18 protein-coding genes are annotated in these 25501 nt (G+C 48.4%); 2 read left to right on the top strand and 16 right to left on the bottom strand.

What is annotated here, in order from left to right; translation table 11 throughout:
- Positions 1-708 carry a CoA transferase subunit A gene (locus tag ACJHXB_RS06700; RefSeq protein ID WP_000907687.1) on the bottom strand — a complete coding sequence of 236 codons (708 nt, stop codon included), beginning with the start codon at positions 706-708 and terminating at the stop codon, positions 1-3.
- Positions 709-849: 141 nt separating this feature from the next.
- On the opposite strand from ACJHXB_RS06700, the gene ACJHXB_RS06695 reads away from it, so the two are divergent.
- Positions 850-1740: a LysR family transcriptional regulator gene (locus ACJHXB_RS06695; RefSeq protein WP_000784070.1), complete on the top strand. Its 891-nt coding sequence runs from the start codon at positions 850-852 to the stop codon at positions 1738-1740.
- A 36-nt stretch (positions 1741-1776) separates the two neighbouring features.
- Here ACJHXB_RS06695 and ACJHXB_RS06690 read toward each other — a convergent pair whose 3' ends face one another.
- From ACJHXB_RS06690 to ACJHXB_RS06625, 14 genes are all read right to left on the bottom strand, one after another.
- Complete coding sequence (locus tag ACJHXB_RS06690) at positions 1777-2703, bottom strand: ABC transporter ATP-binding protein (RefSeq protein ID WP_001285564.1); 927 nt, start codon at positions 2701-2703, stop codon at positions 1777-1779.
- On the bottom strand, positions 2696-3682 hold the full coding sequence (locus tag ACJHXB_RS06685) for an ABC transporter ATP-binding protein (RefSeq protein WP_000193512.1): 987 nt from the start codon (positions 3680-3682) through the stop codon (positions 2696-2698). Before ACJHXB_RS06685 ends, ACJHXB_RS06690 begins: the two co-directional genes overlap by 8 nt.
- Complete coding sequence (gene ddpC / locus ACJHXB_RS06680; protein WP_000979620.1) at positions 3679-4575, bottom strand: D,D-dipeptide ABC transporter permease; 897 nt, start codon at positions 4573-4575, stop codon at positions 3679-3681. The genes ACJHXB_RS06685 and ddpC overlap by 4 nt, the downstream gene beginning before the upstream one ends.
- Positions 4572-5594: an ABC transporter permease gene (locus ACJHXB_RS06675; RefSeq protein ID WP_000145092.1), complete on the bottom strand. Its 1023-nt coding sequence runs from the start codon at positions 5592-5594 to the stop codon at positions 4572-4574. The genes ddpC and ACJHXB_RS06675 overlap by 4 nt, the downstream gene beginning before the upstream one ends.
- Position 5595: 1 nt before the next feature.
- Positions 5596-7146, bottom strand: coding sequence for an ABC transporter substrate-binding protein (locus tag ACJHXB_RS06670; RefSeq protein ID WP_000830536.1), 1551 nt, complete (start codon positions 7144-7146; stop codon positions 5596-5598).
- A gap of 13 nt (positions 7147-7159) precedes the next feature.
- Positions 7160-7741, bottom strand: a complete 582-nt coding sequence (gene ddpX, locus ACJHXB_RS06665) for a D-alanyl-D-alanine dipeptidase (protein WP_001285824.1) — start codon at positions 7739-7741, stop codon at positions 7160-7162.
- Positions 7742-7998: 257 nt separating this feature from the next.
- Positions 7999-10398: an oxygen-sensing cyclic-di-GMP phosphodiesterase DosP gene (gene dosP, locus ACJHXB_RS06660; protein WP_001604573.1), complete on the bottom strand. Its 2400-nt coding sequence runs from the start codon at positions 10396-10398 to the stop codon at positions 7999-8001.
- 24 nt (positions 10399-10422) lie between these two features.
- Positions 10423-11805 carry a diguanylate cyclase DosC gene (dosC, locus tag ACJHXB_RS06655; protein ID WP_410233478.1) on the bottom strand — a complete coding sequence of 461 codons (1383 nt, stop codon included), beginning with the start codon at positions 11803-11805 and terminating at the stop codon, positions 10423-10425.
- A 375-nt stretch (positions 11806-12180) separates the two neighbouring features.
- The gene (locus ACJHXB_RS06650; RefSeq protein WP_000350347.1) at positions 12181-13500 is read right to left on the bottom strand and encodes a family 10 glycosylhydrolase; all 1320 of its coding nucleotides are present in this window, start codon (positions 13498-13500) and stop codon (positions 12181-12183) included.
- A 130-nt stretch (positions 13501-13630) separates the two neighbouring features.
- Complete coding sequence (gadC, locus tag ACJHXB_RS06645; RefSeq protein ID WP_000246026.1) at positions 13631-15166, bottom strand: acid resistance gamma-aminobutyrate antiporter GadC; 1536 nt, start codon at positions 15164-15166, stop codon at positions 13631-13633.
- Positions 15167-15321: 155 nt separating this feature from the next.
- Complete coding sequence (locus tag ACJHXB_RS06640; protein WP_000358930.1) at positions 15322-16722, bottom strand: glutamate decarboxylase; 1401 nt, start codon at positions 16720-16722, stop codon at positions 15322-15324.
- Between the two features lie 361 nt (positions 16723-17083).
- Positions 17084-19867 carry a M16 family metallopeptidase gene (locus ACJHXB_RS06635; RefSeq protein ID WP_001469134.1) on the bottom strand — a complete coding sequence of 928 codons (2784 nt, stop codon included), beginning with the start codon at positions 19865-19867 and terminating at the stop codon, positions 17084-17086.
- Positions 19868-19923: 56 nt separating this feature from the next.
- Entirely contained in the window at positions 19924-22296 is a 2373-nt protein-coding gene (locus ACJHXB_RS06630; RefSeq protein WP_000832474.1) for a TonB-dependent receptor plug domain-containing protein, read from the bottom strand.
- 37 nt (positions 22297-22333) lie between these two features.
- Positions 22334-24019: an ABC transporter ATP-binding protein/permease gene (locus tag ACJHXB_RS06625; protein ID WP_000628565.1), complete on the bottom strand. Its 1686-nt coding sequence runs from the start codon at positions 24017-24019 to the stop codon at positions 22334-22336.
- A gap of 202 nt (positions 24020-24221) precedes the next feature.
- On the opposite strand from ACJHXB_RS06625, the gene ACJHXB_RS06620 reads away from it, so the two are divergent.
- On the top strand, positions 24222-24344 hold the full coding sequence (locus tag ACJHXB_RS06620; RefSeq protein WP_122987202.1) for a hypothetical protein: 123 nt from the start codon (positions 24222-24224) through the stop codon (positions 24342-24344).
- Here the strand turns inward: ACJHXB_RS06620 and ACJHXB_RS06615 are convergent.
- The gene (locus ACJHXB_RS06615) at positions 24310-25467 is read right to left on the bottom strand and encodes an anaerobic sulfatase maturase (protein WP_001604576.1); all 1158 of its coding nucleotides are present in this window, start codon (positions 25465-25467) and stop codon (positions 24310-24312) included. The two genes, ACJHXB_RS06620 and ACJHXB_RS06615, sit on opposite strands and share 35 nt — an antisense overlap.
- Between the last annotated feature and the right edge of the window lie 34 nt (positions 25468-25501).

The raw sequence follows: 25501 nt of genomic DNA, 5'->3' as shown, positions 1-25501 counted from the left end.
TCAGGCTCCTTTGCAGCTAAGGGTGCGTTGTTCAATGCGTTTTTCAAATTGCCCCTGAATGACGCGATTAACAAAAATCCCCGGGGTATGGATAGCGGCAGGATCAAGTTCACCAGGTGGCACTATTTCTTCCACTTCCACTACGGTGATTTTTCCGGCAGTCGCCATCAGTGGGTTGAAGTTTTGCGCGGTATGACGATAAATCACGTTGCCGTACCAGTCGGCTTTCCAGCCTTTGACCAGGGCAAAATCACCGGTCATAGCCTGTTCCATAATGTACGGGCGACCGTTGAATTCGCGGACTTCTTTCCCTTCGGCAACGGGAGTACCGTAACCGGTGGCAGTAAAGAACGCCGGGATACCCGCGCCGCCTGCGCGCAGTTGTTCTGCCAGGGTTCCTTGTGGTGTGAGAATCGCCTCCAGTTCGCCGTTAAGCACCTGTTTTTCAAACAAAGCATTCTCGCCAACATAAGAAGCGACGACTTTACGGATCTGTCGGCTTTCCAGTAGTACACCCAGTCCAAAACCATCTACGCCACAGTTATTGGAAACCACCGTTAATCCGGTTACTCCACGGTGGCGAACTTCAGCAATCAGATTCTCCGGGATGCCGCACAGGCCAAAACCTCCTGCCAGAATCGTCATCTCATTGGTAAGTCCTTCAAGCGCCTCGTGATACGTAGCGACCCGTTTATCCAACCCAGCCATACAGTTGCCCTCCAGTTGTCCTTTTCAACATCATTAAGGGCAAAAAATGATTTGTTAATTTTAAATTTGTGACTCATTCATTTGTATTATTTATCAATATAATGTTAATTAAATGTATTCAGTAGGTTAACGGAGTGCCAGATGAAAATGAGCATCAAACAGTTACGCGCGTTTTTAGCGGTAGCTCACACTCTGAACTTTGCCCATGCCAGTGAACGGCTGAATATGTCGCAGCCTGCGCTAAGTCTTGCCATTAAAGGACTGGAAGATGCCTTAGGGGGCGCTTTACTGCTGCGTACTACGCGAAAAGTGACATTAACCCAGGAGGGGGAAACGCTATTGTCGATGGCACGGCCTTTGCTGGCTGACTGGGATAACACTGAGGAGGCCATGCGTCAGCGATTCACGCTCAGGCGGGGCAAAGTCTCGGTGGCAGCGATGCCGTCATTTGCAGCCAACGTTCTGCCTCCGGTGCTGAAAACCTTCCGCGATTGTTATTCAGGGATTAATGTCACCGTGCACGATGTGGTGAATGAGCAGGTGATCGAAATGGTGAGCGAAGGGCGTGTGGAGATGGGTATTGCCTTTGAACCTGACTATTGCGGCCATGTGCATTTTACCCCACTGGGCGTGGATCGGTTTGTCGCTATTGTTCCAGCCGATTCACGACTGGCAAATCGGCAACGCGTGAGTTGGCGGGATTTGCTGACGCTCGATTTTATCACCCTCCAGCGACCGTCAGCCGTCAGGTTGATGCTGGAGGAGCAGTTGGCACAAAGTGGAACGCAACTGGAAGTGGCGCTGGAAAGCCATCAACTGGTTACGGTTGGGCGGCTGGTGGCAAACGGTTTGGGAGGAAGCGCTGTGCCTGCGCTGTGCCGCAGGCAGATGAGCGAACTGGGCGCAGTGTGTCTGGAACTGGATAATCCAGTGATTGAGCGACGAGTAGGCGTACTGCGTTCGTCACACCATAAGCTTTCTACTGCGGCGCAGGCGTTGATGGAAACGTTAAAAAAAACCTATGACGCATAACGTTTCCGTAGACATGCAATAGCCGGATGCCGCGTCCTACAGCGACCGCCAGCACCGGATCTCACGTCCGTCCTCCCTTATTGTTAATGATTGCCGGACTTCACATCCGTGGGTTGCCAGAGGGCAGCGTTCGCGGAAAAAACAGCCTTGTGGCAACGTGCGGTTTCCTGGTAGATCCGTTTTACGTAATGCCCATTCTTCCTCCAGCGGTTTATCAATGGCGGGGAGGGAATCCAGCAATAATCGGGTGTATGGATGTGCCGGAGCTGTCAGCACCTGTTGCGCGTCGCCCAGTTCTACAATCTGCCCGAGATACATCACCGCCACCCGATCGCTCATATGACGTATCACGGAGACATTGTGTGAAATCAGCACATAAGTCAGCTCGCGATTTTCCTGTAGCGTTACCAGTAAATTGAGGATCTGCGCCTGCACGGAGATATCCAGCGCCGAGGTTGGTTCATCAAGCACAATCACGTCAGGCTGCGAAGAGAGTGCTCTGGCAATGGCGATACGTTGCCGCTGCCCGCCTGAGAACGCATGAGGCAAGCGATCGAGATACTCCGGACGAATACCCACCTGCACAGCCAGCTCCTCTGCCAACGCTCGCCGCTGTTGTTCACTACTACGCTTAGCAATCCAGAGCGGTTCCGTGATGATGCGCCACACCGGTAAGCGCGGATTAAGCGAAGAGAGCGGGTCCTGAAACACCATCTGCATAATGCGTTGTGATCCTGAACGGATGTACTGCCCGTGGCTCGGTTGCAGCATACCCATTAAAAGCTGTGCGAGGGTGCTTTTGCCGCAGCCTGACTCACCGACGATCCCTAAGGTTTCACCACGACGGATCTGTAAATCAATACCATTGATGACATGAACATGTTCCGTAGTTTTACCAAGCCAGTTTTTTCGGGCCGGGAAATTGATATGGACGTCGCGTAACGTTAATAACGTGTCAGACACTAATGACCTCCTGCTGAGGATACCAACAGGCGCAGCGGTGGTTGTTGTCACCACACGCTGTCAGCGCCGGGACGTTTTCACACTGTGCACCTGCCGCATAGCAACGATCGCGAAAAGCGCAGCCGTCAGGCAAATGGGTGAGGTTTGGTACCGTCCCCGGAATAGCGGGTAATGGCTGGCGCGGTATTCCATGTTCCGGTGCGCATTGCAGCAAACCAATGGTATACGGATGCCGGGGATGATGGATAACGTCTGCCGTCACGCCGCTTTCAATCACGCTTCCGGCATACATCACGTAAACGCTATCGCACAGTTGCGACACCACGGCCATATCATGGCTGATGAACAGTACCGCAGTTCCACTGGCGCGGGCTTTATGTTTAAGCAGACGCAGTACCTGCAACTGTACCGTGACGTCCAGCGCCGTAGTCGGTTCGTCGGCAATAATCAATTGCGGCTCGCAGGAGAATGCCAGCGCAATCATTACCCGCTGGCGCATACCACCTGAAAGCTCAAACGGATAGCGCGACATAACTTCCACGGCATCCGGGATTTGCATCTCTTCCAGCAGGGCAATCGCTTTAGCTCTGGCTTCCCGACGACTTATTGGTTGATGATGGCGGATCACGTCCATCATCTGAAGACCTATTCGACGTGTCGGATTAAGGGTGGTCATCGGTTCCTGAAAGATCATCGCCACTCGTGCGCCGCGCCACTGACGAAGCTGCTTTTCCCGAGCGTTAAGAGCATCTTCTCCCAGCAGTGAAATATGTCCCCGATGTACGCAATAACTGCCCGTCGGTAACAGACGCATAATCAACATTGCAGTGACTGATTTACCCGAGCCGGATTCTCCCACCAGACCGACAATTTCACCGCGGTTGATTTTCAATGACACATTGTTGAGCGCGTGAACGTCGCCGTTAAAACCGGGGAAACTCAAATGCAGCTGTTGAATGTCCAGAACGGGTTGGGTCATGACTGCTTTCCTCCTGCTTTCGGGTCAAGCAGATCGCGAATACCATCGCCAAAGAGATTAAACCCGACGGCGGTAAGCAAAATCGCTGCCCCCGGAAATGCGCAATACCACCATTGATCGAGCACATAGTTGCGACCATTCGCCACCATCGCCCCCCATTCAGCACTCGGTTGTTGAGCACCCAGGCCAATAAATCCCAACGTGGCGGCCATTAAAATCGCGCTACCGATATCCAGCGATGCCTGCACAATCAGCGGCGGCAGGGAGTTACGTAAAATATGCCAGTTGATCAGATGCCAACGCGACGCACCAAAGGTTTTCGCCGCCTGAACATAGGTATACTGGCGAACAACTAATGTTTGCCCCCGCGCCAGGCGCACATAAAAGGGAATTCGCACAATAGCAATCGCCAGCATGGCGTTAAACAAACTCGGCCCGAGAGCGGCTGCCAGTGCCATTGTCAGCACCAGCGAAGGAATCGACAGCATAATGTCCATGATGCGCATGATAATCGCGTCTGCGCGTCCGCCAAGCACACCGGATAGACACCCGAGTAGCGACCCCATCATACCTGCAATGGCGACCACCACTAATCCGGCGAGAATTGATTGCTGACTGCCGACCAGTACGCGGCTAAACAGATCGCGTCCCACTTCATCGGTGCCAAACCAGTGCGCCGCAGAAGGCGGCAAAAGGCGGGCGGTTAAATCAATGGCGTTGGGATCATGCGTCGCCAGCCACGGTGAAAAAATCATCATCAGTAGCATTAATACAATGATGACTGCGCCGGTCACGGTGAGCGGACTGCCTTTCAGCATCCATACCAGTTTTGCACCGTTAAATCGCGTTTGTTTTTGTGGGCGTACGGCGGACGTTTCCTCGCTTAGCATCATTCACCACCTCCACGTCCGATACGCGGATCAATCCACAAATAGAGCAAATCCACCACCAGGTTGACCAGCACATAAGCAAATGAAACCACGACGGCAAAGCCCATCACTGCCGGGAAGTCGAGCGCCTGTATTGATGTTACTACCCATGCACCCATTCCGGGCCAGGCAAAAACGGTTTCGGTGAGCACTGCGCCATACAACAAATCGCCCAGCGCCAGACCCAATACGGTAATCGAGGGGATCAACGCATTGGGTAGCGCATAACATAAAACGATATACCAGCCGGGCAAGCCGCTGGCCCGGGCGGTACGAATGTAATCTTCACTCAATTGTTCCAGCATCGCTGAGCGGATCTGGCGGGCGACAATCCCCAGGTGAACGAACGCCAGCGTTAATGCCGGTAAGATGAGATGTTGCAGCACATTGAAGAAGACTTCACCGTTACCTTCAAGCAGCGCATCGAGCAGATAAAAGCCGGTAACGTGCGTTGGTGGATCCAGCCAGTCATCAAGCCTTCCGCCGCCGGGAAGAATTTGCAGATGACCATAAAACAGCACAATGACGCCCAGCCCAAGCCAGAACGCAGGTGTGGAGATTCCGGTAATGGCCATTATTCGCACCAGATGATCCAGCCAGCGATTTCGCCAGACTGCAGAGAGTATGCCCAGCGGGATGCCAATCAGGAGTGCCAGCAGCAGGGCACAAAAAGCCAGTTCCAGCGTCGCCGGGAAAAATATGCGCAACTCTTCCAGCACCGGACGCCCGGTACGAATGGATGTTCCCAGGTCACCCTGAAACAGGTCGCTGACGTAGCGGTAAAACTGTACGTACAGTGGCTGGTCCAGTCCCAGTTGCTGGCGAATATTATCCACGATAGCATCGCTGGCGCGGTCACCCGCCAGTAACCGCGCCGGATCGCCGGGGATCAGGTGCGAGATAATAAACGTTATCACACAGACGCCCGCCACCACGAGCACCAGCCCCCAGCAGCGTTGGCGTAAAATACTCCAGAAGGTCACGTTATTTACTCATGGTATTGATATTGAAGACCTGTTCCAGCATGGGATTGAACACAAAGCCTTTCACCTCTTTGTTCATCGCCAGTTGGTAGTTTTTCTGGAACAGGTACACATAAGCAGCGTCATCAATGACGATTTTCTGTGCCTGCTGGTAGTCCCGGGTACGCTGCGTCTGGTCGGTGGTCGCTAGCGCATTGCGCAGTAGCTTATCGACCTCACTGTTTTCATAGAACGAGCGGTTACCCGGCAGACCTTTTTTGTCGGACTCAAACCAGTAATTCATAAACATATACGGGTCGGCAAAATCCGGGCTCCAGTTGCCAATCGCAATGTCGTAATCACCTTTACCCACTCTGTCGCGCATGGTGGCGTTCGCCAGCTTTTCCAGCTTCACGTTGATGCCCAGCTTGTTGAGACTGGATTGTGTCGCCAGAGCAATAGGCTCCCAGTTCGGATCATTATCAGAATAGAGAAACGTCAGGCTGGTGGGTTTGCTCGTCACTTTATCCCATTCGGCTTTGGCTTTCGTTTCGTCATGGTTGTATTGCATTGCCGTCGCATCGTATCCCCACATGCCTTCCGGAATCGGGCCGCGCATTTGTTTTCCGTTACCACTCAGAATGCCGTTAACCATACCCTGATAATCGGTAGACCAGGAAATGGCCCGACGCAGATCCGCCTGATTAAGTGGCGCTTTGCTGTTATTCAGATACAGATAGGTGACGCGCAGTGACGGATACTCTGCCACATTGACTTTGTTTTCCTGCTTCAGTGCGTTGAGTTGATCCACCGGCAGCGCATCGGCAATGTCAATGTCGCCACGGGAGAGTTGCAGGCGACGGGAGGCACTTTCACCGATAATTTTTACCGATACCCGTTTGAAATTCGGTTTATTGCCGGGGTAATGCGGATTTGGCACCAGAACTAATTGCTGACCTTTTTGCCAGCTTTTCAGCATAAACGGTCCGGAGCCAGCGGTATTTTGCGCGAGGAAACCACGGGCATCATCCGCCGCATGCTCCTTTAAGACCGCCGGATTGATAATGGATGCACCGTCATTCGCCAGCGTGTAGAGGAACGGTGCGAATGGCTGGCTAAGGGTAAACCTCACTGTATGTTCGTCGGGAGCATCAATCTTTAAATCTTTGGGAAATGCTTCTGCTGGCCCCTGGCCGATTTTTAGTAACCGCTCAAAAGAGAGTTTTACTGCTTCGGCAGTGACAGGTGTGCCATCGGCAAATTTAGCATTGTCCTTCAGGGTGAACGTCCACTCTTTTTGATCGTCAGACGCTTTCCAGCTACTCGCCAGATCGCCTTCAACGTCGGTTGAGCCTTTATCACCGTCCGTTTTGTACTGAACCAGTCGCTGATAAGACGGATAGGTCACTGTCCAGTCGTTATTATCAATTGTTACCGCCGGGTCGAGGGTTTGTGGGTCGGCAGCTTTACCGATCACCAACATATCTTTCGGTACGGCGGCGTGCGCAACCGGCATTGTTGTGGCAAGGACGATCGCGAGCAATGTAGGACGAAACGATATCGATCTCTTCATGACAGTTTCCTGATTAACTGGCGTGCTGTGTGCCAGGGGATATAAAACAGGTGAATTGATCAGCGAGTAGTGGGTAACTCGCTGCCTGGGGTAATTCGAAGTGCCACCATTCGCTCGGGATACCGACAAAGCCACCGCCAGTCATAATCGCATTCAGCAACAGCCGATTGCGCTGAGCGGCGGGCGGGACGGAAGGGTGATAAGCATGGGAACGTTCGTGCATTTCATCGAACTCTGCACCCATATCCAGGATGTTCCCGTGCTCATCACGAAGCGTCAGGTCGATCGCCGTGCCACGGCTGTGATTAGAACCGACCGCCACATCAACAACATATTGCGGGTCTGGGCAGGCTTGCCACAACATCGCCTGTGCTTGTTGTGGGCGATACGCATCGTAAATCACCAGTTGTAAGCCTGACAGCTGGGCGATACTGATACTTTTCGCCAGCGCGGTAATCGCATCCTTGTGTAACAGACAACGCGCTTGCTGGTAAATAGCTTTACCTGTGATGTTATCAGCGCAGGCGTATTTCAATTCGATCTCCAGATCAGGGAAGATCACGGCTAAATCAACCAGTTCGGTGGTATCCGACATAAACGGTTCCTGTATAAGACAAAAATTGCTGCGCTTTCCGCTTATGCAGATCTCATGCCATGCCGGGATAAGCGCCAGAATGCTGGCTTAAAGTTATATTTTTTAACTTTTGATCAACATTTGTGCAGCGTAGTGCAGTTTTGGTGCAAGAGGGGAAATTAAGGAAGGAATCTCCCGGAATCGTAGCTGAAATCACAGTATTTAAGTGACAGTGTCACGTTAAATGAAAACCCGCGAGTGCGGGCGAGAGGAATTTGTCAGATTTTCAGCGGTAACACGCTGCTCATCCAGCCTGGAATTTCTTCGGCGGGTAGGGGGCGGGAAAAGAAATATCCCTGAATAACGCGACAGTGGATCTTGCGTAGCATCTCAAATTGCTCTTTGGTTTCGACGCCTTCCGCCACGACGGTTAAATTAAGGCTTTGCCCAATGCTGGTAATGGCTTCAAGTAAGGCAAGGATGCGTTTTTCGGTCAGACAACGATCGACAAAACTTTTGTCAATTTTGATTTCCGTTACCGGAAGACTGACTAAGCGGGATAATCCGGAAAAGCCCGTGCCAAAATCATCTACCGATAAACCCACGCCCATATCGCGCAGGATCTGAATGCGCTTAAAGATTTCGGTATCGTGTTCCATCATCATACTTTCCGTGATTTCCACCGTCAGCTGGTGGCCGTCAATACCCCAGGCGTGCATTGCATCAGACACCTGATTAGGCAGTTGATTACTGCGAAAGTGCAGCGCCGACAAGTTAACGGATAACGCCGGGATATGAATATTCTGGCTACGCCATTCTGCTAACTGACGACAAGCTTCCGCGATGACCCAGCGTCCAATATTTTCGATTTCACCGATCTCTTCTGCGAGAGGAATAAACCGTGAAGGGGGCACATGACCATGCAGGGGATCGTGCCAGCGAGCAAGGGCTTCGATGCCGTACAGTTCACCCGTTTCTGCGAAGATTTGTGGCTGGTAAACCAGTTTCAGTTGGTTATTGCTAATTGCTTCTTTCAGCGCCGCGCCTAAAACCAAACGCTCTTTTACCATTTCGTTCATCGCCGGGCTGAAGAACTGCCAGCCGTTACCGCCATTTTTGCGAATATAATCCATTGCATTGTGAGCAGTGGAGAGCAGGTAATCGCGGTTTTTACCCACGTCGTAGCTGATGCCAATACTCAAGGTAAGCGGGAATGGTTTATCGTCAATCATTATCGGCTTGCTGACCACATTCCGTAGCTCATCGGCGATCTGGGTAATGTTACTGACGTCGTTTTCGAGGCTCACGAGGACAAACTGCGTACCTTCGATACGACAGAGATACTGATCCGGTTTGAGTTTTTCACGAAAGCGATTGACCACTTCCAGCAATGCCTGATCGGCCCACGCATAGCCAAGGCTATCAATCACATCCTGAATATGGTCAACACCGATGAGATAGACCACCGGAGAGACGGCTTTGTCGACCAGGTCATCGAGGTAATTGTGCAGGTTATTGCGATTTGGCAGACCGGTCATCGGATCAAATTGGATGAGTTGTTCAATATGCTGACGGCTTTTTTCCTGTTCCAGCGCCAGCGCGGCCATATGCTGGCTGATATCTGCCACGCGTTCGATAAAGGCGCTGGTTTCTGCTCCTGACGAGGTTTTAATTTGCAGGATCCCCGCAGGCGCACCATCACGCTGACGAATGGTCGCTGACCAGCTTCGCGCATTTTGAACTTCTGCACCGTGCGAAGATGACGCCCAGTGTATCGGCATCCCGTTGCGCAGCGCGAACAGCGAAACATGCGATTCGTTGAGTACAGATTCGATGTTACGACAAATAATTTCCCCCATTTCATGAAATGGCGGGCTGCTGCACATGGCGGCGAGAATATTGCCTTCAAGCTGGCGGATTTGCCGTTCTTCGGTGATATCCGAGAAAGTCATTACCAGGTTCTGCAGATGCGCGAGCACATCATAGACCGGGCTGATAGAGGCTTTAATCCAGATTTTTTCACCGGTGCGCGTCAACAGCAGAAATTCGTCCTGATCGCGGGCGGTTTTCCATAGCAACTGTTGTAAACGAATGCGGTTATCAGCAGGGAATTCTGGAATGTTCAGGAGTGAATCGGGCTGCATACCGCTGGCTTCGCTAATGCAGTAACCAAACATTTCGGTAAATGCGCGATTGCACTGCACAATATGGCGTTCCGGATCGAGGACAATCACCGGTCGGTCGAGATGGTCAACGGCAATAATCAATTGTCGGGTCTGTTCTTTTTGCGCCATTTCTACGCTGGCATCCCGTACCAGCGCCAGGTAATAAACTTTCCCCTCGGCGCTCACTTTCGATAGCGCAAAACGGGTCCAGATTTTACTGCCGTCTTTTTTCTCCAGCTGCAGCTCCCGACTCATCCCCTCGACGCGCGCTTTACCGCCTTCACGGTTGTGACGGATGTATTCAGGATGCGCGGGACGCAAATCCCGCGGAATCAGCATATCAATGTTATTGCCAATGACTTCTTCACGTTTGTATCCCCAGAGCTTCTCTGCGGCGGGGTTGAAAAACATCACTTCATCATTTTCGTTAATTAACACCGCGCCCATCATATTTTGCTCAAGGGCGGGGAAAAAAATGCCATCGGCGGCATTATCCGCATCGGTTAGCTTCATGATTACCTCTGCATCCTGGCGCATCTAAAGACTGGCTTTCCAGAGTTCAACACGGTTTCTACCTCGTCTTTTGGCGATATACAGAGCTTTATCGGCTATTTGAATGAGGCGCTCATAGTCAGGATGACCATTAAACATGGCGGCACCGATGGAAAGTGAGAGGGCAATATCTTCGCCGTTTGCGGCTTTCAGTTTGGTTTTCTCCACCCGACTGCGAATACGTTCTGCGGTACGTAACGTTTCGTTTTCAGAAGCTTCAGTCAAAACAATGATAAATTCATCGCCCCCGTAGCGGAAAACATAATCACTACTGCGGACGTTGTCATAAAAGGCCTGAGAGACTTTACGCAGAATTTCATCGCCAGTGTTATGGCCCCACGTATCGTTAATCTCTTTGAATTTATCAACGTCAATAATCAGCACTGACAGCGGCGTACCGGTCCGGTTGGCATGGGCAATTTCGCGTTTGAAGATCGTCGGCAGGAAACGGCGGTTAAGTAATTTCGTCAGTACATCCATACCGACTTCGTGGCGCGATACTTCTTCAAACAATTCACGCAGCAAGGTAATAATTTGCGATACGGTATTTCTTATCTGTAATAAAAATTTCACCCGTAAACTTCTGTTATTCAAATTCCTGGTGTTACGCATGGTTTGATTGAAAATACCGTCAAAATCCTGAATCAGACGGGAGATATGGCCCACTTCGGCTATGCCGCTAAAATAATGTCGACCTTTATGGTTAAACCACAGGCCAAAATCAGCCTGGCTTAAAGGCAAACTACTGCCTAAATCAGAATCCAGCAGGACTTTATAGATAATATCTATTTCCCATGAAAGTAATGAGGCTATTTGCCGTTCTTTTTCTTCTTCGGCATTTTCCAGTAACGAGAAGATACGATAGTTTTCATCTTCTTTTGAGGCACTACTGTCACTAAAGGTAAACGCGCGGGTCATCACTTCCATAGCGATATCAATACTGTTAATAGAGAAATGGTAGACCTGAAGTTTCTCTGCGGCGGAATAATCCGAAGAGAAGATGACCGGATAGAGGATTTTTTTCAGCACCCGAAACCCCATCTCGACAATTTCTACCGGAATTCCTATGCGGGCATGCACTTCCGCGACGGTATGCTGGATTTGTATTAGCCTTTCGACATCGTCAACCTGGGCAGAAAGCACGTTTATAATCCAGCGTTCCATCGCACTTTTCAACTGCCGCTCAACTTGTTCATTACTTAAGAATTCTTCGGCATGTGGGTCGATACGGACAATTCGGTAAAACTCAATACTCAGATAATGGGCATGCGCAACGGCAATTTCCGCGGCTTTAGCACGAATGAGCGGATCTGCCTGTTCGACAAGCCCGGTCCACTCATCTTTCATTCTTTTAAAATACATCTCCATAATTCACACCCTTATAAGGCTGGGAAAGCAGACGGAATCAAAACGAAACGCAACGTGCGAGATCGACTAACTACACCATATTCTCCTGAAATATGAAGATATACTGAAAACAAATAAGCGACTTAGGACAGTTTCAATCTACGCTACTGTTCTTCAGAAGAGTATAGCCCATCGTAATTATTTTTCGGTGACAGCGAATATCGTATGTTTTTTCATATTCATACATTTTTATTAGGGGATTTTGACTGTTTAACTAAGTGGGGTTAATTGCGTAGTTAATTTGACTTAAGTAAGTATGATTACTAGTGGGATATTTCAAGAGGGTAGCAAGCCGGTGGGTAAACCACCGGCTTGTCACAAAGTATGAATGGGAGTTTAACTGCCCCAACGACTTTGCAGATAGCTAACCGCTTGTTGAGTCTGCGGTTTATTCAGATAGTCCTCACGGAACAAGATTGTGCCGCTAATTTCTGGCACGGCATCGTTAAGATCGAGCTGTTTTTTCAGTTCCGGTACGCCGCCGTTAATCATCCAGTCTGGCTCTATCTTTGAAGGTTCACCCACTTTATAGAAGGCGATACCGATATACAGGCGGGTCCTGGTCGGTTTAACGACATCCGCCCACCATTTTGCCAAAACGTCATAACGTGCGGCACTCCGTGAGAACGGCCAGTAAATTTGGGGAGCAATGTAATCCAGCAATCCTTGTTCCACCCATCGACGGGTGTCAGCGTAGGATTCGTCATAGGCTGCCGCGCCTCGGGTATCGGAACCGAGCGGATCGTGTGATCGGTTACGCCACACGCCTGCCGGGCTAACGCCAAATTCGACTTCCGGCTTAATGCTTTTAATGGTGTGCGATACCTTCGCAATTAACTGCTGAGTATTGTTGCGCCGCCAGTCTGCTTTTGACGCAAATGCGCCTCCGTATTTGCGGTACGTTTCGTTATCATTTAGCCGTGAACCCGGTGACTCAGTATAGAAATAGTCGTCAAACTGCACGCCATCTACCGGATAGCGGGAAACCACTTCCGCGACTATTGATGTGATCCAGTCCTGAACTTCAGGGATGCCCGGGTCGAGGACAAAGCGATCGCCGGACGTTCTGATCCAGTCGCGGTGTTGCACATAGACGCTCGCTGGTTGTTGAGCCAGAGTGCTATTCAGTTCCCTGATAGTACCGGGCTTCGTATTAACCGATACGCGATAGGGGTTAAACCATGCGTGTACTTTCATCCCACGCTTGTGGGCTTCGTCGAGCATGAATTGCAGCGGATCGTAACCCGGATTTTCACCAATCTTACCGGTCATAAGATCGGACCACGGCAAAATTTTCGATGGCCACAGGGCGGTACCGTCTGGCTTGACCTGGAAAAAGACCGTGTTTATGCCGAGACGTTGCAGATGATCCAGTTTGTCGATCATCGCCTGTTGTTGTACACGGGCCCGGCTGGTGGGGTTACTAATGTTAACCGAGGAAACCGGTGGCCAGTCGAGGCGAGACACCGTGGCCAGCCAGATGCCACGCATCGGTTGTGACGATTGTTGCGTCGTGGCTGGTGGCTTTGAACCCGCTGGTGGTGTCACCATGGACTCTGGAGGCGTGCTTTTACAACTACACAGTAAAAGTGCCAGTGCAACCAGTATCGCTGGTCTTCTAATCGCTAATTTCTCGTTTCGGGAGCAGATATCCATATGTGCTGGTTTCCGGTAAACAGATGTGCGCTCATTCTCGTACTTATCCCGGTTAAGTCAATACGACAGCAAGCACGAAAAAGGGAGCGATGAATTATCGCTCCCTTATCTTATAACCATTCAGACATGGTTAGTGTTTCTTGTCATTCATCACAATATAGTGTGGTGAACGTGCACGCGGGTGCAGGAAGAAGTGACCTTTTGGTGCGTTCTGACTGTTGATTGGCTCCAGAGTGACGCCGGTATTCCCTTTGCCTTTACGATCATGAACAGCATAGAGAATAAAGGGCAGGGCAAGTACCACCAGGAAACTCACGACCAGTAATTCAACATACATATCAGTAGAGTCACCCTGGATGTTATCCGGCGGCAGGAAGGAAACAATAAACGCCATAATTGAAGTCAGCAGACCGACAACAGCCACGACCAGTTTCACCCCTTTACCACCAGGGATATTAAATGTGCGTTTTAAGTCAGGATGTTTAAGAACCAACACAATGTAGCCAATAAACAGCATGAAATAAGCACACAGATAAATCACCACCGTCAGCGCCAGTGCGATCAGGAAGGACATGTTGTTACCGCCACCGGTATTGGTGAGGATGATCAACGCGATAGAAGTAATCACCAGCTGCGAAATGACCAGCGTTACCGGTACGCCATTTTTGTTCATTTTAGCGAATGCTGCTGGCAGCAGGTTTTTCTGCGCTGTGACATACATCCCGCGAGAAGGACCAACAATCCAGGAGGCGATTTCCGCCAGAACACCCAGCAACAGCAGTGCGGAGATCACGCGAACCGTCCACTCAATTTCCGGTGCCACATGGGACATCAGAACGGTAAAGGTTTGCATTACCCCTGCGGAGAGGTTGATTTCATTACCCGGAATGACCATCGCAATAGACAAACCGCCAACAGAGCTTAAGCAGATTGCCGCCACCATCAGCAGTAACATAGCCAGTGGATAGTCGCGCCCTGGATTGCTCATTTCATTGACGTGGGTTGCGGAAGCTTCAACGCCCATATAACTCAAAATGAAGGCAACAAATACAACCAGGGTGCCCACTTTAGAGAAGTCAGGGAAGAAGGTCTTCGAATCCATTTCGATAGCAACGGGGGCACCGGAGTGCAGATAAATAGCCGCTAATGCGATCAAAATAAATGCAGGTAACAGGATACCGGCGAAGAAGCCAACTTTAGCAATTCGCGCCGTGTATTTCGTGCCACCAAACTGCGTTAATGCCAGCGCCCAAAGAATGATGAGTGCTGCAATAGTTTTGGTAATAGGGTCTTCATTCAGCGCTGGCCATTTCAGGATGTAGGAGAGTGCCCCTAACACGAAATAGAGCATCGGAATAAAACCAATGGCGATTTGCAGATAGCCAAATGAGATCGCTGCAAATCCCCATCTCGGCCCCAGAGTATTTGATACCCAGGCGAAGACACCACCTTCTTCCCAGCCGTCGACGGTGGCCATTTCCGCAGCACAAAGTCCCACGGGAATAAACCATAAAATCCCGCCTAATAGCAGGAAGAAGACTAATGAAAAGCCCGATGTTGCGAAGGTAGGGTATTCATAAACAGCCATTACCATCGATGCCGTTATGGCAAAAAATCCGAGTAATGTGAGCTGCTTAGCTTTACCTGTCTGTACTGATGTAGCCATATTATCCCCCTAAAACGGTATTCCTGTCGGAACCGCACCTGTTTTGTTCTGAAGCGTATTCAGAACAATATTTTCCGTTGCTAATGCCAGTGAACAGACTTTGGAAATTGTCCCGAAACGGGTGTGTTTCGGGACACCGTTACCGTTAAACGTTATCAGGTATGTTTAAAGCTGTTCTGCTGGGCAATACCCTGCAGTTTCGGGTGATCGCTGAGATATTTCAGGGAGGCTTTGTAGTCTTCCAGCAACAGTTCAGCAAAGTCCATTTCGAAGCCGCGACGACACATAATGCGCATCACCACGATGTCAGTGGCTTCACCGCCGAGAGTGAAGGCCGGAACCTGCCAGCCGCGCAGACGCAGACGTTCAGAGAGGTCATACAGGGTGTATCCCGGGTCTTCACCATCTTTCAGTTTGAAGCAAACCGCCGGGATGCCTTCGTCCGGGCGACCGGTACAGATGAACTCATACGGCCCCAGTTTGGCGATTTCATCCGCCAGATAGGCAGCAACCTGGTAGGAAGCGTTCTGTACTTTGGTATAGCCTTCACGGCCAAGGCGCAGGAATTCATAGTACTGTGCAATCACCTGACCCGCCGGGCGGGAGAAGTTGATGGCGAAAGTACCAATCTGACCACCGAGGTAGTCAACGTTGAACACCAGTTCCTGCGGCAGCGCTTCTTCATCACGCCAGATAACCCAGCCGCAGCCCAGCGGAGCCAGACCGAATTTATGGCCTGAAGCACTGATCGATTTCACACGCGGCAGGCGGAAGTCCCAGACGATATCCGGGGCGACGAACGGTGCCAGGAAGCCACCGCTGGCGGCGTCGATGTGCATGTCGATGTCGATACCGGTGTCGGCCTGGAATTTATCCAGCGCATCGTGCAGCGGTTGCGGGAACTCATAGTTACCGGTGTAGGTCACGCCGAAAGTCGGCACCACGCCGATGGTGTTTTCGTCGCAGGCTTCAATCATGCGTTTCGGGTCCATAAACAACTGACCGGGGCGCATAGGGATCTCACGCAGCTCCACATCCCAGTAGCGGGCGAATTTATGCCAGCAGATTTGCACCGGACCGCACACCAGGTTTGGTTTATCCGTTGGTTTGCCTGCAGCTTCCATACGCTTGCGCCAACGCCATTTCATCGCCATCCCGCCGAGCATACAGGCCTCGGAAGAACCAATGGTGTTGGTGCCAACGGCCTGACCATTTTTCGGCGCAGGCGCATGCCACAGATCGGCAACCATGTTTACGCAACGCAGGTCGATTGCTGCAGATTGCGGATATTCTTCTTTGTCGATCCAGTTTTTGTTAATGGATAAATCCATCAACTTATGGACATTTTCGTCGTCCCAGGTCTGGCAGAAAGTGGCCAGGTTCTGACGAGCGTTGCCATCAAGATATAATTCGTCATTGATAATCTGGAATGCGACATCATCGCGCATTTCGTGCAGCGGAAATCGTTTTGATTCTGCGATAGTGGAAATAGACTTCGCACCAAAACGTGAATCGAGTAGTTCCGACCTTAAATCCGTTACTTGCTTCTTATCCATTTTAAACTCCTTAAAATGATTGGATCGCATTAAAAAAGTAGGATTTATCGATAAAGTAAGCAAGTGCAAAGGACTCTGGTTTAAATAACAAAATCCTAATGTTATTTATCGTGAGATATTATGCGAATAATATTTTTTCATTGAAAATCAATACATTGTTGAATTATTTGGTGGTGGCAAGGTGTTTTGTGTTGTTATTTTTATGCACTTTCTACGCCTCCTGAATTATCACGTAAAAATCAGACCTTAAAATATCACTATTAGTACTTGGTTATTATTTTGAACGCATTTATAAAATTATTACATAAAAATAGCGAATATTGATAAAATCCCCGCCAACGAGGTGTTGACGGAGCTGTTATTATTTTGGCAATAATACTCCGGTATAGGTATTCACCGGATGAGAAAGATATTGTTTAACGGCAGTGTTAACATTCTCTACCGTCATTTGTTTCAATAATTGCTCCTGCTCAGTCCATGCTGCAGGATCGTCATATTGAATAAGACTATTTACAATGGTGTTCGCTAATTGTTGAACGCTACGCTGTTGGATATCGAGGCTGCGCTGAACGTTTTGCTGGTATTCGTTCAGTTCTTGCTCACTGATCCCTTTAGCCAGACGCTTAACCATCACTTCATTCGCTAACGTTAACAGTTCATCATGTCGTTCTGGTTGACAAGTAAAAGCCAGCAAATGACTGATATCTTTGGCCTGAGGATCAACCGAGAGGCGAGAAGAAACGCTGTATGCCCCAGAGGCCTGTTCACGAATATTAACGCGTAGATCTTTTGCCAGTGCGACGTTAAAAGCATCGAGCGCCATACGCGTCTCCAGATTTACAGGTGTCCGGGAATCATAACGCTTCCACTGTGAAACCTGTGCCACAGGTTCATTTTGTTCTTTTACAGTAACCGATGCGTTGTCCGTCGCGCGAGTTAATGGTTTACCTGCGGCTAATGGCGAATCAGAGTGTTTGATTGATCCTAAGTAACGCGTAATTAACGCCACGAGTTTGTCTTCTGCGACATTACCGACAATGACAAACGTGATATCCGCTGGAGATGAAAACAACTGGCGATCGGCAGCCAGCGCATCTGCGGCAGTAAACTGTGCAATCTGATTTTCTTGCAGTAATTTCGTGCGGTCATCAGCATAGCGCGTCTCATACATCTGCTGGGCGAATTTCTCCGCTGGACGCTGGTCGAGCGTTTTCAACGCCTGAATTTGAGCATTTTGTAGCGATGCCCAAATATTATCGTTAATCGTGCTGTGGGTGATTCGCTGGTTAATCAACTGGAAACCAGGTTCAGGGTTATTAGCCCGCGCGCTAACAGAGAGCAATGTATTCATGCCACTGACTTTACTGCTCATGGTTACCGAGTTTTCCGCACTCCAGCGTTTCAGGCTGGAAGAGGAGAGTTCACCAACGCCGCTTCCGCTTACTGCTTTATTTGCCAGCGCGATAAGTGATTTTTGCTGCGCAGGGAAACTTAAATCGCCTTTATTAGATACGGCAGTAATTTGTAGCTTTTGCTCTTCACCCGCGGATTTTGCCAGAATAACCCTGGCACCATTGGAAAGTGTTAATGATGTCAGATTCTCAGCCAGCGTTTCTTTGCTGCTAATTTCCGCCTGTGGGTCAGCGTCTACTGTTAACGATAAATTTCTGCCTGGGAAGATGTAAGCCGCCAGCTTTTTGTTGGCGTACTCTTTTTCCAGCGCCAGGATAGCCGCAGGAGACAATGCTTTTTTGGCAGCAACCTCATTGTTTACCATTTGCTCCCAAAATGCATCCTGGTTCTTTCTTAACTGCTGCCATTTTTCCGCCAGACTTTGCACGGTAATTTGCTGCCACAGACGTTTCGAAAGTTGATATGTCTCTTCCGGCGACAAGAACGGCGTATTATTTAATGAGCTGGATGCCAGGCGACTGGTCAGCATACGTAAATCACGTTCAGCTTGCTGATCAACCGCATTTTTCAGCCAGGTGAGGCGGGTAGATTTGACATCATCGAGTTCTTCAGCAGAAAAACCATGCTGATCAATAGTTGCCAACTCTGCCATTAATGCATTCGCAGCATCCTGCATATTATCGTCTCGTGCATTTACACGGAAAAACAGCGACTGATAATCGGGTGCAATTTTAACGCTGCGCGCAGTGCCGCCAGAAATAGTCTTCAACTCGCCCGACTGTATGCGTTCCTGCAGACGCTGATTGAACAGCTGAACCAACATGCTCCATTCAGCTTGTTCGATAAAGCTTTGCTCATCGCTCACTTGCACCATTGGCAGGCGATAATAGAGTGCGATGCCGTTCACCCGGTTTTCTTTATCATTAATGATATTAAAGCGCAGGTGGTTTTCGGCTTTTGTCGGCCAGACGCGATTTTCAGCTGCTTTGTTAGCCGGAAGCTTACTTAAATTATCCTTAATCAGCGCCAGCGCTTCTTTACTGTCAATATCGCCGACCACGATAAAAGTCATATTATTTGGTTGATACCAGCGTTGATAAAATTGGCGCAATTGTGCCGGTGTGACCGTAGCGACAGTATCCATCAGGCCGATAGGTTCACGGTCTAAATTACGGGTATTAGCCAGCAGGAAAGGGCGGCGCGCCTGAGAGGTGCGCCATTTCGCATCCTGATGGGCACGCCATTCCTCAGTAATTACGCCGCGTTCAGCGTCTACTTCGAGTTTTTCAAAGGTTGCGGCATTACTCCATTCACTGAAGATTGCCATCACTTGTTGCAGATTTTGTTTCTGCGTAGTCGGCAAACTCACCTGATACACCGTTTCGTCATAGCTGGTATAGGCATTAACATCGCGACCAAAGCGCAGACCCATCGACTCAAATGTTTCGATGACTTTATTACCCGGCCATGTTTTTGTGCCGTTAAACATCATATGTTCTACAAAATGAGCCACGCCGCGCTCATTGTCTCCTTCCTGCAATGAACCCGTATGAATTTGCAGCCATAAATTTACCTGATCCTTTGGTTGAGCATGCGGATAAATCATATATCGCAAGCCATTGTCCAGTTGCCCGGTAATTAACTTTTCATCCTGCGGTAAGGCGGCGGCAATCAGTCGCCCGGGGAGCAACAGAGTTGCCACTAACGTCAGTAAGAAACAGAGGTTTCTCATAATTATCTCCATGCGAAAACCGGGCAAATTTACCCGGTTAAGTAAAATCCGAACTATTAAAATTTCATGCTGACATCAAGCCAGAAAGTACGGCCACTGGCGTAGGTCGCCACACCGGTATTCGTTGTATCAACCGCGGTTTTGCTATCCAGTACATTGAGAATATCGGCACTGATCGTCAGGTTTTGTTGTTTCAGAAATTGTGGCGTCCAGGACAAGCGGGTGTCCCAGGTCAGGCTGCTATCCAGTTTTTCGTCAACATACTGCTTGTAATCTGAATATTCGCTGATGTATTGCGCATTCGTCTTACCCAGGATAATGCGAGCTTTACGCGCTTCTTGCCAGGCCAGCGTATTCGCCCACACCAACCCGCTCGGTTGATGCGTGAAATCCATGTTTAAGGAGATCTTTAATGGGTTATTAAAATCTGCCACTGGAACGCTATCGTAAGAGACCAGATTACCGTTATAAACCACCTGGTTATCACCGGTATTGCTTTCCTCATAACCATTGTTTAACGACAAGTTGCCCTTGCTCTTGATATAGCTAAAGACAATTTGCGGGTTAATATCTACCTGGCTGATATGCAGGGGTTCGGCCAGTTCAAAACTGAGGTTGAACGAATGCGTTTTGGTTTTGCCGTCGTTGTTATATTCAGTAATGGTGGTTTTAGTCGCGCTGTCGGTACGACTGCTTTTACTGATTTGATCATGCGCTTCACGATAAACATAGTTTGCACGCGCAATAACGTTCTTACCGATTTTCTGCTGCAACCCCATTGCCAGTTCATCGTTATAAGGCGTTTTCAAATCCTGATAACGCGTCAGGGTTTTATTGCCTGATACCGATTCCGTCCAGCTATTGCGGATATCACGTAATCCCATATCAAGAATATTCCCGCCATAGTAACGGTTATAACCTGCGGTAATCATTGAGGTTTGATCAGCAAAAATATCCCATTCCGTCATAAATCGCGGGGAGATATTGTGGTTTGACAGATAGTTGTCATAGTCATACCGCACACCGGGCATTAACGACACATTCCGCCAGCTAATGCGATCCGCCATATACAGCGTGTAGTTGTCAATTCCCAGACTGCCTTTACCTTTATGGTAAATGGTATGGTTAGTTTTCTTTCCTGCAGCATTAATCACATAGGATTCAGACTGGTTATGGCGTTCAGTCCAAGCATCGGAATAGATGTATTCCGCGCCGAAGTAGGGTTGATGCGAAACATTACCCACGGCGAATTTTTGCCAGTCCAGGCGTGTTTTGAAGGTGTAATTATCTACAGCCTGGGAAATGTGTCCTAATCCGCCACGGGTGCAACGCCCTGAAATATCACCATATGTACATGAAAGTTCGGTGTACCAGATGTCATGATCGTGACGGGTATAATCACTAATATGATCCCAACCAACGGTGGTACGCAGTTTGGCCCATGCGAGCTGGGTATCCATATCCCATGCCAGACCATAGGATTTATTACCCATTTCGCGATCAGACTCCGGGAAGGTGCTGGTATTATAATCACGGCTGGAGCCGGTATATTTTAAGGTTAAATCGTGGGTAAAGCGGTCGCTGGCAAACCAGGTAAATTTGCTCAATGCGGTATCGATAACATTTTTATACTGTGCCCGACCGGCGACAATGCCGTCATTCGAAACATAATCCGCGCGGGTGATATCAGACTGGCGGCGCGATAAACCGGCAGTAACGCCAAAGTTATCAGCCAGTTCCTGATTAAACGACAAGGTATAAAAGTTCTTTTTAAAATCTGGAGAGAAATAAGTACTTCCTGAAGAACCTTGATTAAATGCGCTCTTGTTATTCTCATCGATATGCGATGTTAACCAGTCCGAACGCGTAGTGCGGTAACCCAGTTTCACGCTGCTATCATCAGCGTTGAAGCGTTTGATCTTTGCATCAATTACCCCGCCATTGAAGCGACCAAATTCAACCGGCACAAAACTGTCATAAAGCGTCACATTGTCCAGTAAGCTGACATCAAGATAATACCCCTGTGACATCCCGCTAATATTGGTTGCACTACTGGCATCGGACTCATTCGCTGGGTTCAGGTTATTAGTTGCACTAATACCATCAATCAAATAGGCATTCTGGTAGGGCGACGCACCGTGAATAGAGATTTTTTCCGGGCGAATATCTCCCTGGTTCAACGAGGTACTTTGCGTTGAATCCATGCGCACCGCAGGGTTTGTTCTCAGCAGATCGCTGATATTGCCATTCCCGGTCGGTAAACGCTCGATGCTTTCACTGGTGTAATGCGTGTTGCCGTTTACGGGTACAGGGACAGGAGCATAGACCGTCATCTCTTCAAAAACATGCATGTACATGTTTTTGTCATCGACGGCCTGCGCCACATCAGCGCCACATAAAATGACGCCAGGAATAAGAACTCGCTTCATTTATTTTTATCTCCGTACAGCAGGGCTTTTATTGTTTTTATAAAACCGCGCTAATGTCACAAATATCATCGGCCAGGTTCCAGACACCGGGTTGATGTGTAACCATAATGACGCCGCTTGAGGGTAGTTTTTCACGCACTAAACGCAGTAAGCGGATAGCCTCTTGTTCCTCAAGATGAGAGGTAGTTTCGTCAAGAAATATCCATTTCGGACGTCGTAAAATTAATCGTGCCACGGCGATACGTTGTTTTTCGCCGCTGGAAAGAATATCTCCCCAGCGATCGTGGTCATGAATACGCGCAGCCAATTTCCCCAGACCAACCTGATGCAGTACTTCGCTCAACGATTTATCGTCTACGGGCAGGGGAAGTGCTTTACAAATTATCTCTTTCAGTAAGCCGGTTTTGATTAACGGTGTTTGTGACACATACCAACTGTCAGCAGGAGACGAAATATCACCTTTAAACCACGGCCAGCAGTGGGATAATGTTTTAAGCAGTGTGGTTTTTCCCGCACCAGAGTAACCTTTCAGTAATAGCCATTTGCCTGGCGAAACATGAAAGTTTAGGTTCTCTAATATGATCTTATTATCAGGAGTACGAATACTCGCGTCAGCCACTTGTACCGCATGTTGGCAATTTTTAGGCTTATTCGTAGGGCGCTGTTCGGTGAGTTGATGGAACTCATACAAGCGATCGATAACCGCAGCCAGTTCAGCAAGTTCATCATATTTATAAATAAACCAGCTTAAATTGTTCGATACCAGCATAAATGCCTGGCGCGATTTCATCAGTCCGCCCAGATTGATCTGTCCGCTAATAAACTGCGGCAATAACAGAAAGTAGGGAAGAACGCTAAGCGAGCGCGAATAAATATTCTGCCAGTAATCAAGCCACCGCTGACGATTCATTAAACGATGCCAGTTATCTTTAATGGTATGAAAATTGTCGCTCAACTCCTGGCGTTGTAGAGACTCAGCATTGCTTAGCGCAATCAGTTCAGCCTGCTTATTATGCTGCACAAGATTAGTTCGAAATGTCGCTTCGCTACGTTGTTTTTCCACATTAAGCGGACGAATACGTTTACCCACCTTATGAGTAAATAAAGTTCCACCGATCACAATGAGCACGACGGTATAGACCATATACCCCTGGATATTCCATTCTGTTCCACCAACAGTGAATGAGAGCGTACCCGCGCTTTGCCAAAGAATAACGGTAAAGGTGATCAACATGCTAAGTGACTGGATGAAGCCAAATGAAAGACTGAGCGTTTTGCTGATCAGTAAGAGAATGTCTTCAGCGATACGTTGGTCAGGGTTATCTGTATTTTTATGCTCACCGTAGATCTGCGTGAAGTAGTAGTTTTTATCTGCAAACCAGCGATTAAGGTAGTAATCTGTTAACCATTCGCGCCAGCGAATAGTCAGTAGTTTAATTAGCCATGTTTTGTTTACGGATATTAATACAAAGATCCCCAGCAGGGCAGGGAACCAAAGGACAAGCTGCCAAAGCTTATCGGTTTCTTTCTGGCTTAGCGCATTGAAAAAATCATTATTCCAGTCGTTTAACCAGACCTGAATTTTAACCACGCCAAGGATCATGGCGAGGATAATAATGATTAACAGCACTGAAGTTTTATTATTCTTACGCAGCCAAAAGGGCTTCAGCAGACAGAGATACTTTGCTATCAACATACGAAACGTAATGGGAATGGTTATCATTAGCGAAAATTGATTGTGCCATCCAATGATTATCTATGGCAATGATTTACTGATGAAATTTATTTAAGTATCATTTAACAATATGAAATATAAAGGAATATTTCATTTTCAGTGGTTATGGTTATGCTATTGATAATCAAGGATATTGCTAATGCCCTGACGCATACCACGTAAGCCAGAATTTTCGCAAGGGAAGATGATGATGACGAAACACCCGACAGGAATATGTGTCGGGTGCATTGTTAAGGTCATAAGAAGGAGGCTAAGACTGGAGCTAAGAGGGAGCGTTATTAATTATTCTCCATTTGTCTTGCAACATCCATGATGTGGTAAAGCGGTACTCTGTTCTTAGCTAACTCCACCATGGCGTTCATATAAGGTACCATGGTTGAAAAAAGGATTTTATAACCTTCGCAAAAATAAGAAACAGTCTCATTGTTTACTTTAGTAATACGATGCTTAGGACAACCGCCATTGCAGATAGGTTTATATGCACATTGCTGACATTTCGCTGAAATCCGTTTTTTTTGCGCTGTCAGTTGTACACTGTTCATCGTTTTGAGTTCAGATTTATTAATGTTTCCAATTTTGTACTGTGGATAGACAAAATGGTCGCATTCGTAAATGTCTCCATTACTTTCAACAACCAGATTATCCTTGCAGGACTCCTGGAAAATACAACTGGTATGCCCATTCCCCAAAAAACGGCTGACAAAGCTTTCAAACTGACGAATGAAAATTTCACCCACATCGTTTTTAACCCATTGCATAAAAATGGTTGACATAAACTTGCCATAAGCCGTGGGAGGCACAGAAAAATCAATGATACGGAATGTGTTCTCACTATGACCACTGAAATCAATATTCGGCGTCCCGGTTTCGAGCAATTCGATAAATTGCATATGTTTACTGCCGATGGATTTTAAAAAATGATAAACCTCAAGAGGGTAATGGACATTAACGTTATTAATGACGGTTAACGTATTAAACTCTACTTGATATGATTTCAGACGCTCGATGGCTGCTATCACTTTTACAAAAGTACCGTTACCTGAATTACTGCGTCTGTAACGGTCATGTAGCTCCTGGGGGCCATCGATCGAGATACCAACCAGAAACTCATGTTCTTTGAGAAAGGCACACCATTCATTATTCAATAAAATGCCATTCGTTTGTAATGCATTAAAAATACGTTTTTGGCCTGCATAGCGTTGTTGATAGTGAATAACTTTACGGAAAAAATCCAGGCCAGCCAGAGTGGGTTCACCGCCTTGCCAGGTAAAATAGACCTGATTGCCAGACGCTGCGATATATTGTTTGATGAACTCTTTCAGAGTGCTGTCATCCATCCATTTTTCATGAGTAAACTGCGACTCTTTTTCAAGGTAAAAACAGTAATCACATTTGAGATTACATTGAAAACTGGAGGGCTTGGCTGTAACGTGCATCGCTATCTCGCTCAATAAGGCGGCGGAAAAATCC

This window comes from Escherichia sp. WS3227_2 (assembly GCF_046486495.1).
In the GTDB taxonomy this organism is placed as follows: Bacteria; Pseudomonadota; Gammaproteobacteria; order Enterobacterales; family Enterobacteriaceae; genus Escherichia; species Escherichia coli.
Note: the sequence above shows the minus strand (reverse complement) of the source record. Positions and strands in the feature narration are given on the sequence as shown.

Excerpts from the sequence above, each read along its gene's own strand:
- ACJHXB_RS06700 (WP_000907687.1), bottom strand. The coding sequence starts at position 708 with ATGGCTGGGTTGGATAAACGGGTCGCTACGTATCACGAGGCGCTTGAA.
- ACJHXB_RS06695 (WP_000784070.1), top strand. The coding sequence starts at position 850 with ATGAAAATGAGCATCAAACAGTTACGCGCGTTTTTAGCGGTAGCTCAC.
- ACJHXB_RS06685 (WP_000193512.1), bottom strand. The coding sequence starts at position 3,682 with ATGACCCAACCCGTTCTGGACATTCAACAGCTGCATTTGAGTTTCCCC.
- ddpC (WP_000979620.1), bottom strand. The coding sequence starts at position 4,575 with ATGATGCTAAGCGAGGAAACGTCCGCCGTACGCCCACAAAAACAAACG.
- ACJHXB_RS06670 (WP_000830536.1), bottom strand. The coding sequence starts at position 7,146 with ATGAAGAGATCGATATCGTTTCGTCCTACATTGCTCGCGATCGTCCTT.
- ddpX (WP_001285824.1), bottom strand. The coding sequence starts at position 7,741 with ATGTCGGATACCACCGAACTGGTTGATTTAGCCGTGATCTTCCCTGAT.
- dosP (WP_001604573.1), bottom strand. The coding sequence starts at position 10,398 with ATGAAGCTAACCGATGCGGATAATGCCGCCGATGGCATTTTTTTCCCC.
- dosC (WP_410233478.1), bottom strand. The coding sequence starts at position 11,805 with ATGGAGATGTATTTTAAAAGAATGAAAGATGAGTGGACCGGGCTTGTC.
- ACJHXB_RS06650 (WP_000350347.1), bottom strand. The coding sequence starts at position 13,500 with ATGGATATCTGCTCCCGAAACGAGAAATTAGCGATTAGAAGACCAGCG.
- gadC (WP_000246026.1), bottom strand. The coding sequence starts at position 15,166 with ATGGCTACATCAGTACAGACAGGTAAAGCTAAGCAGCTCACATTACTC.
- ACJHXB_RS06640 (WP_000358930.1), bottom strand. The coding sequence starts at position 16,722 with ATGGATAAGAAGCAAGTAACGGATTTAAGGTCGGAACTACTCGATTCA.
- ACJHXB_RS06635 (WP_001469134.1), bottom strand. The coding sequence starts at position 19,867 with ATGAGAAACCTCTGTTTCTTACTGACGTTAGTGGCAACTCTGTTGCTC.
- ACJHXB_RS06630 (WP_000832474.1), bottom strand. The coding sequence starts at position 22,296 with ATGAAGCGAGTTCTTATTCCTGGCGTCATTTTATGTGGCGCTGATGTG.
- ACJHXB_RS06625 (WP_000628565.1), bottom strand. The coding sequence starts at position 24,019 with ATGATAACCATTCCCATTACGTTTCGTATGTTGATAGCAAAGTATCTC.
- ACJHXB_RS06620 (WP_122987202.1), top strand. The coding sequence starts at position 24,222 with ATGACGAAACACCCGACAGGAATATGTGTCGGGTGCATTGTTAAGGTC.
- ACJHXB_RS06615 (WP_001604576.1), bottom strand. The coding sequence starts at position 25,467 with ATGCACGTTACAGCCAAGCCCTCCAGTTTTCAATGTAATCTCAAATGT.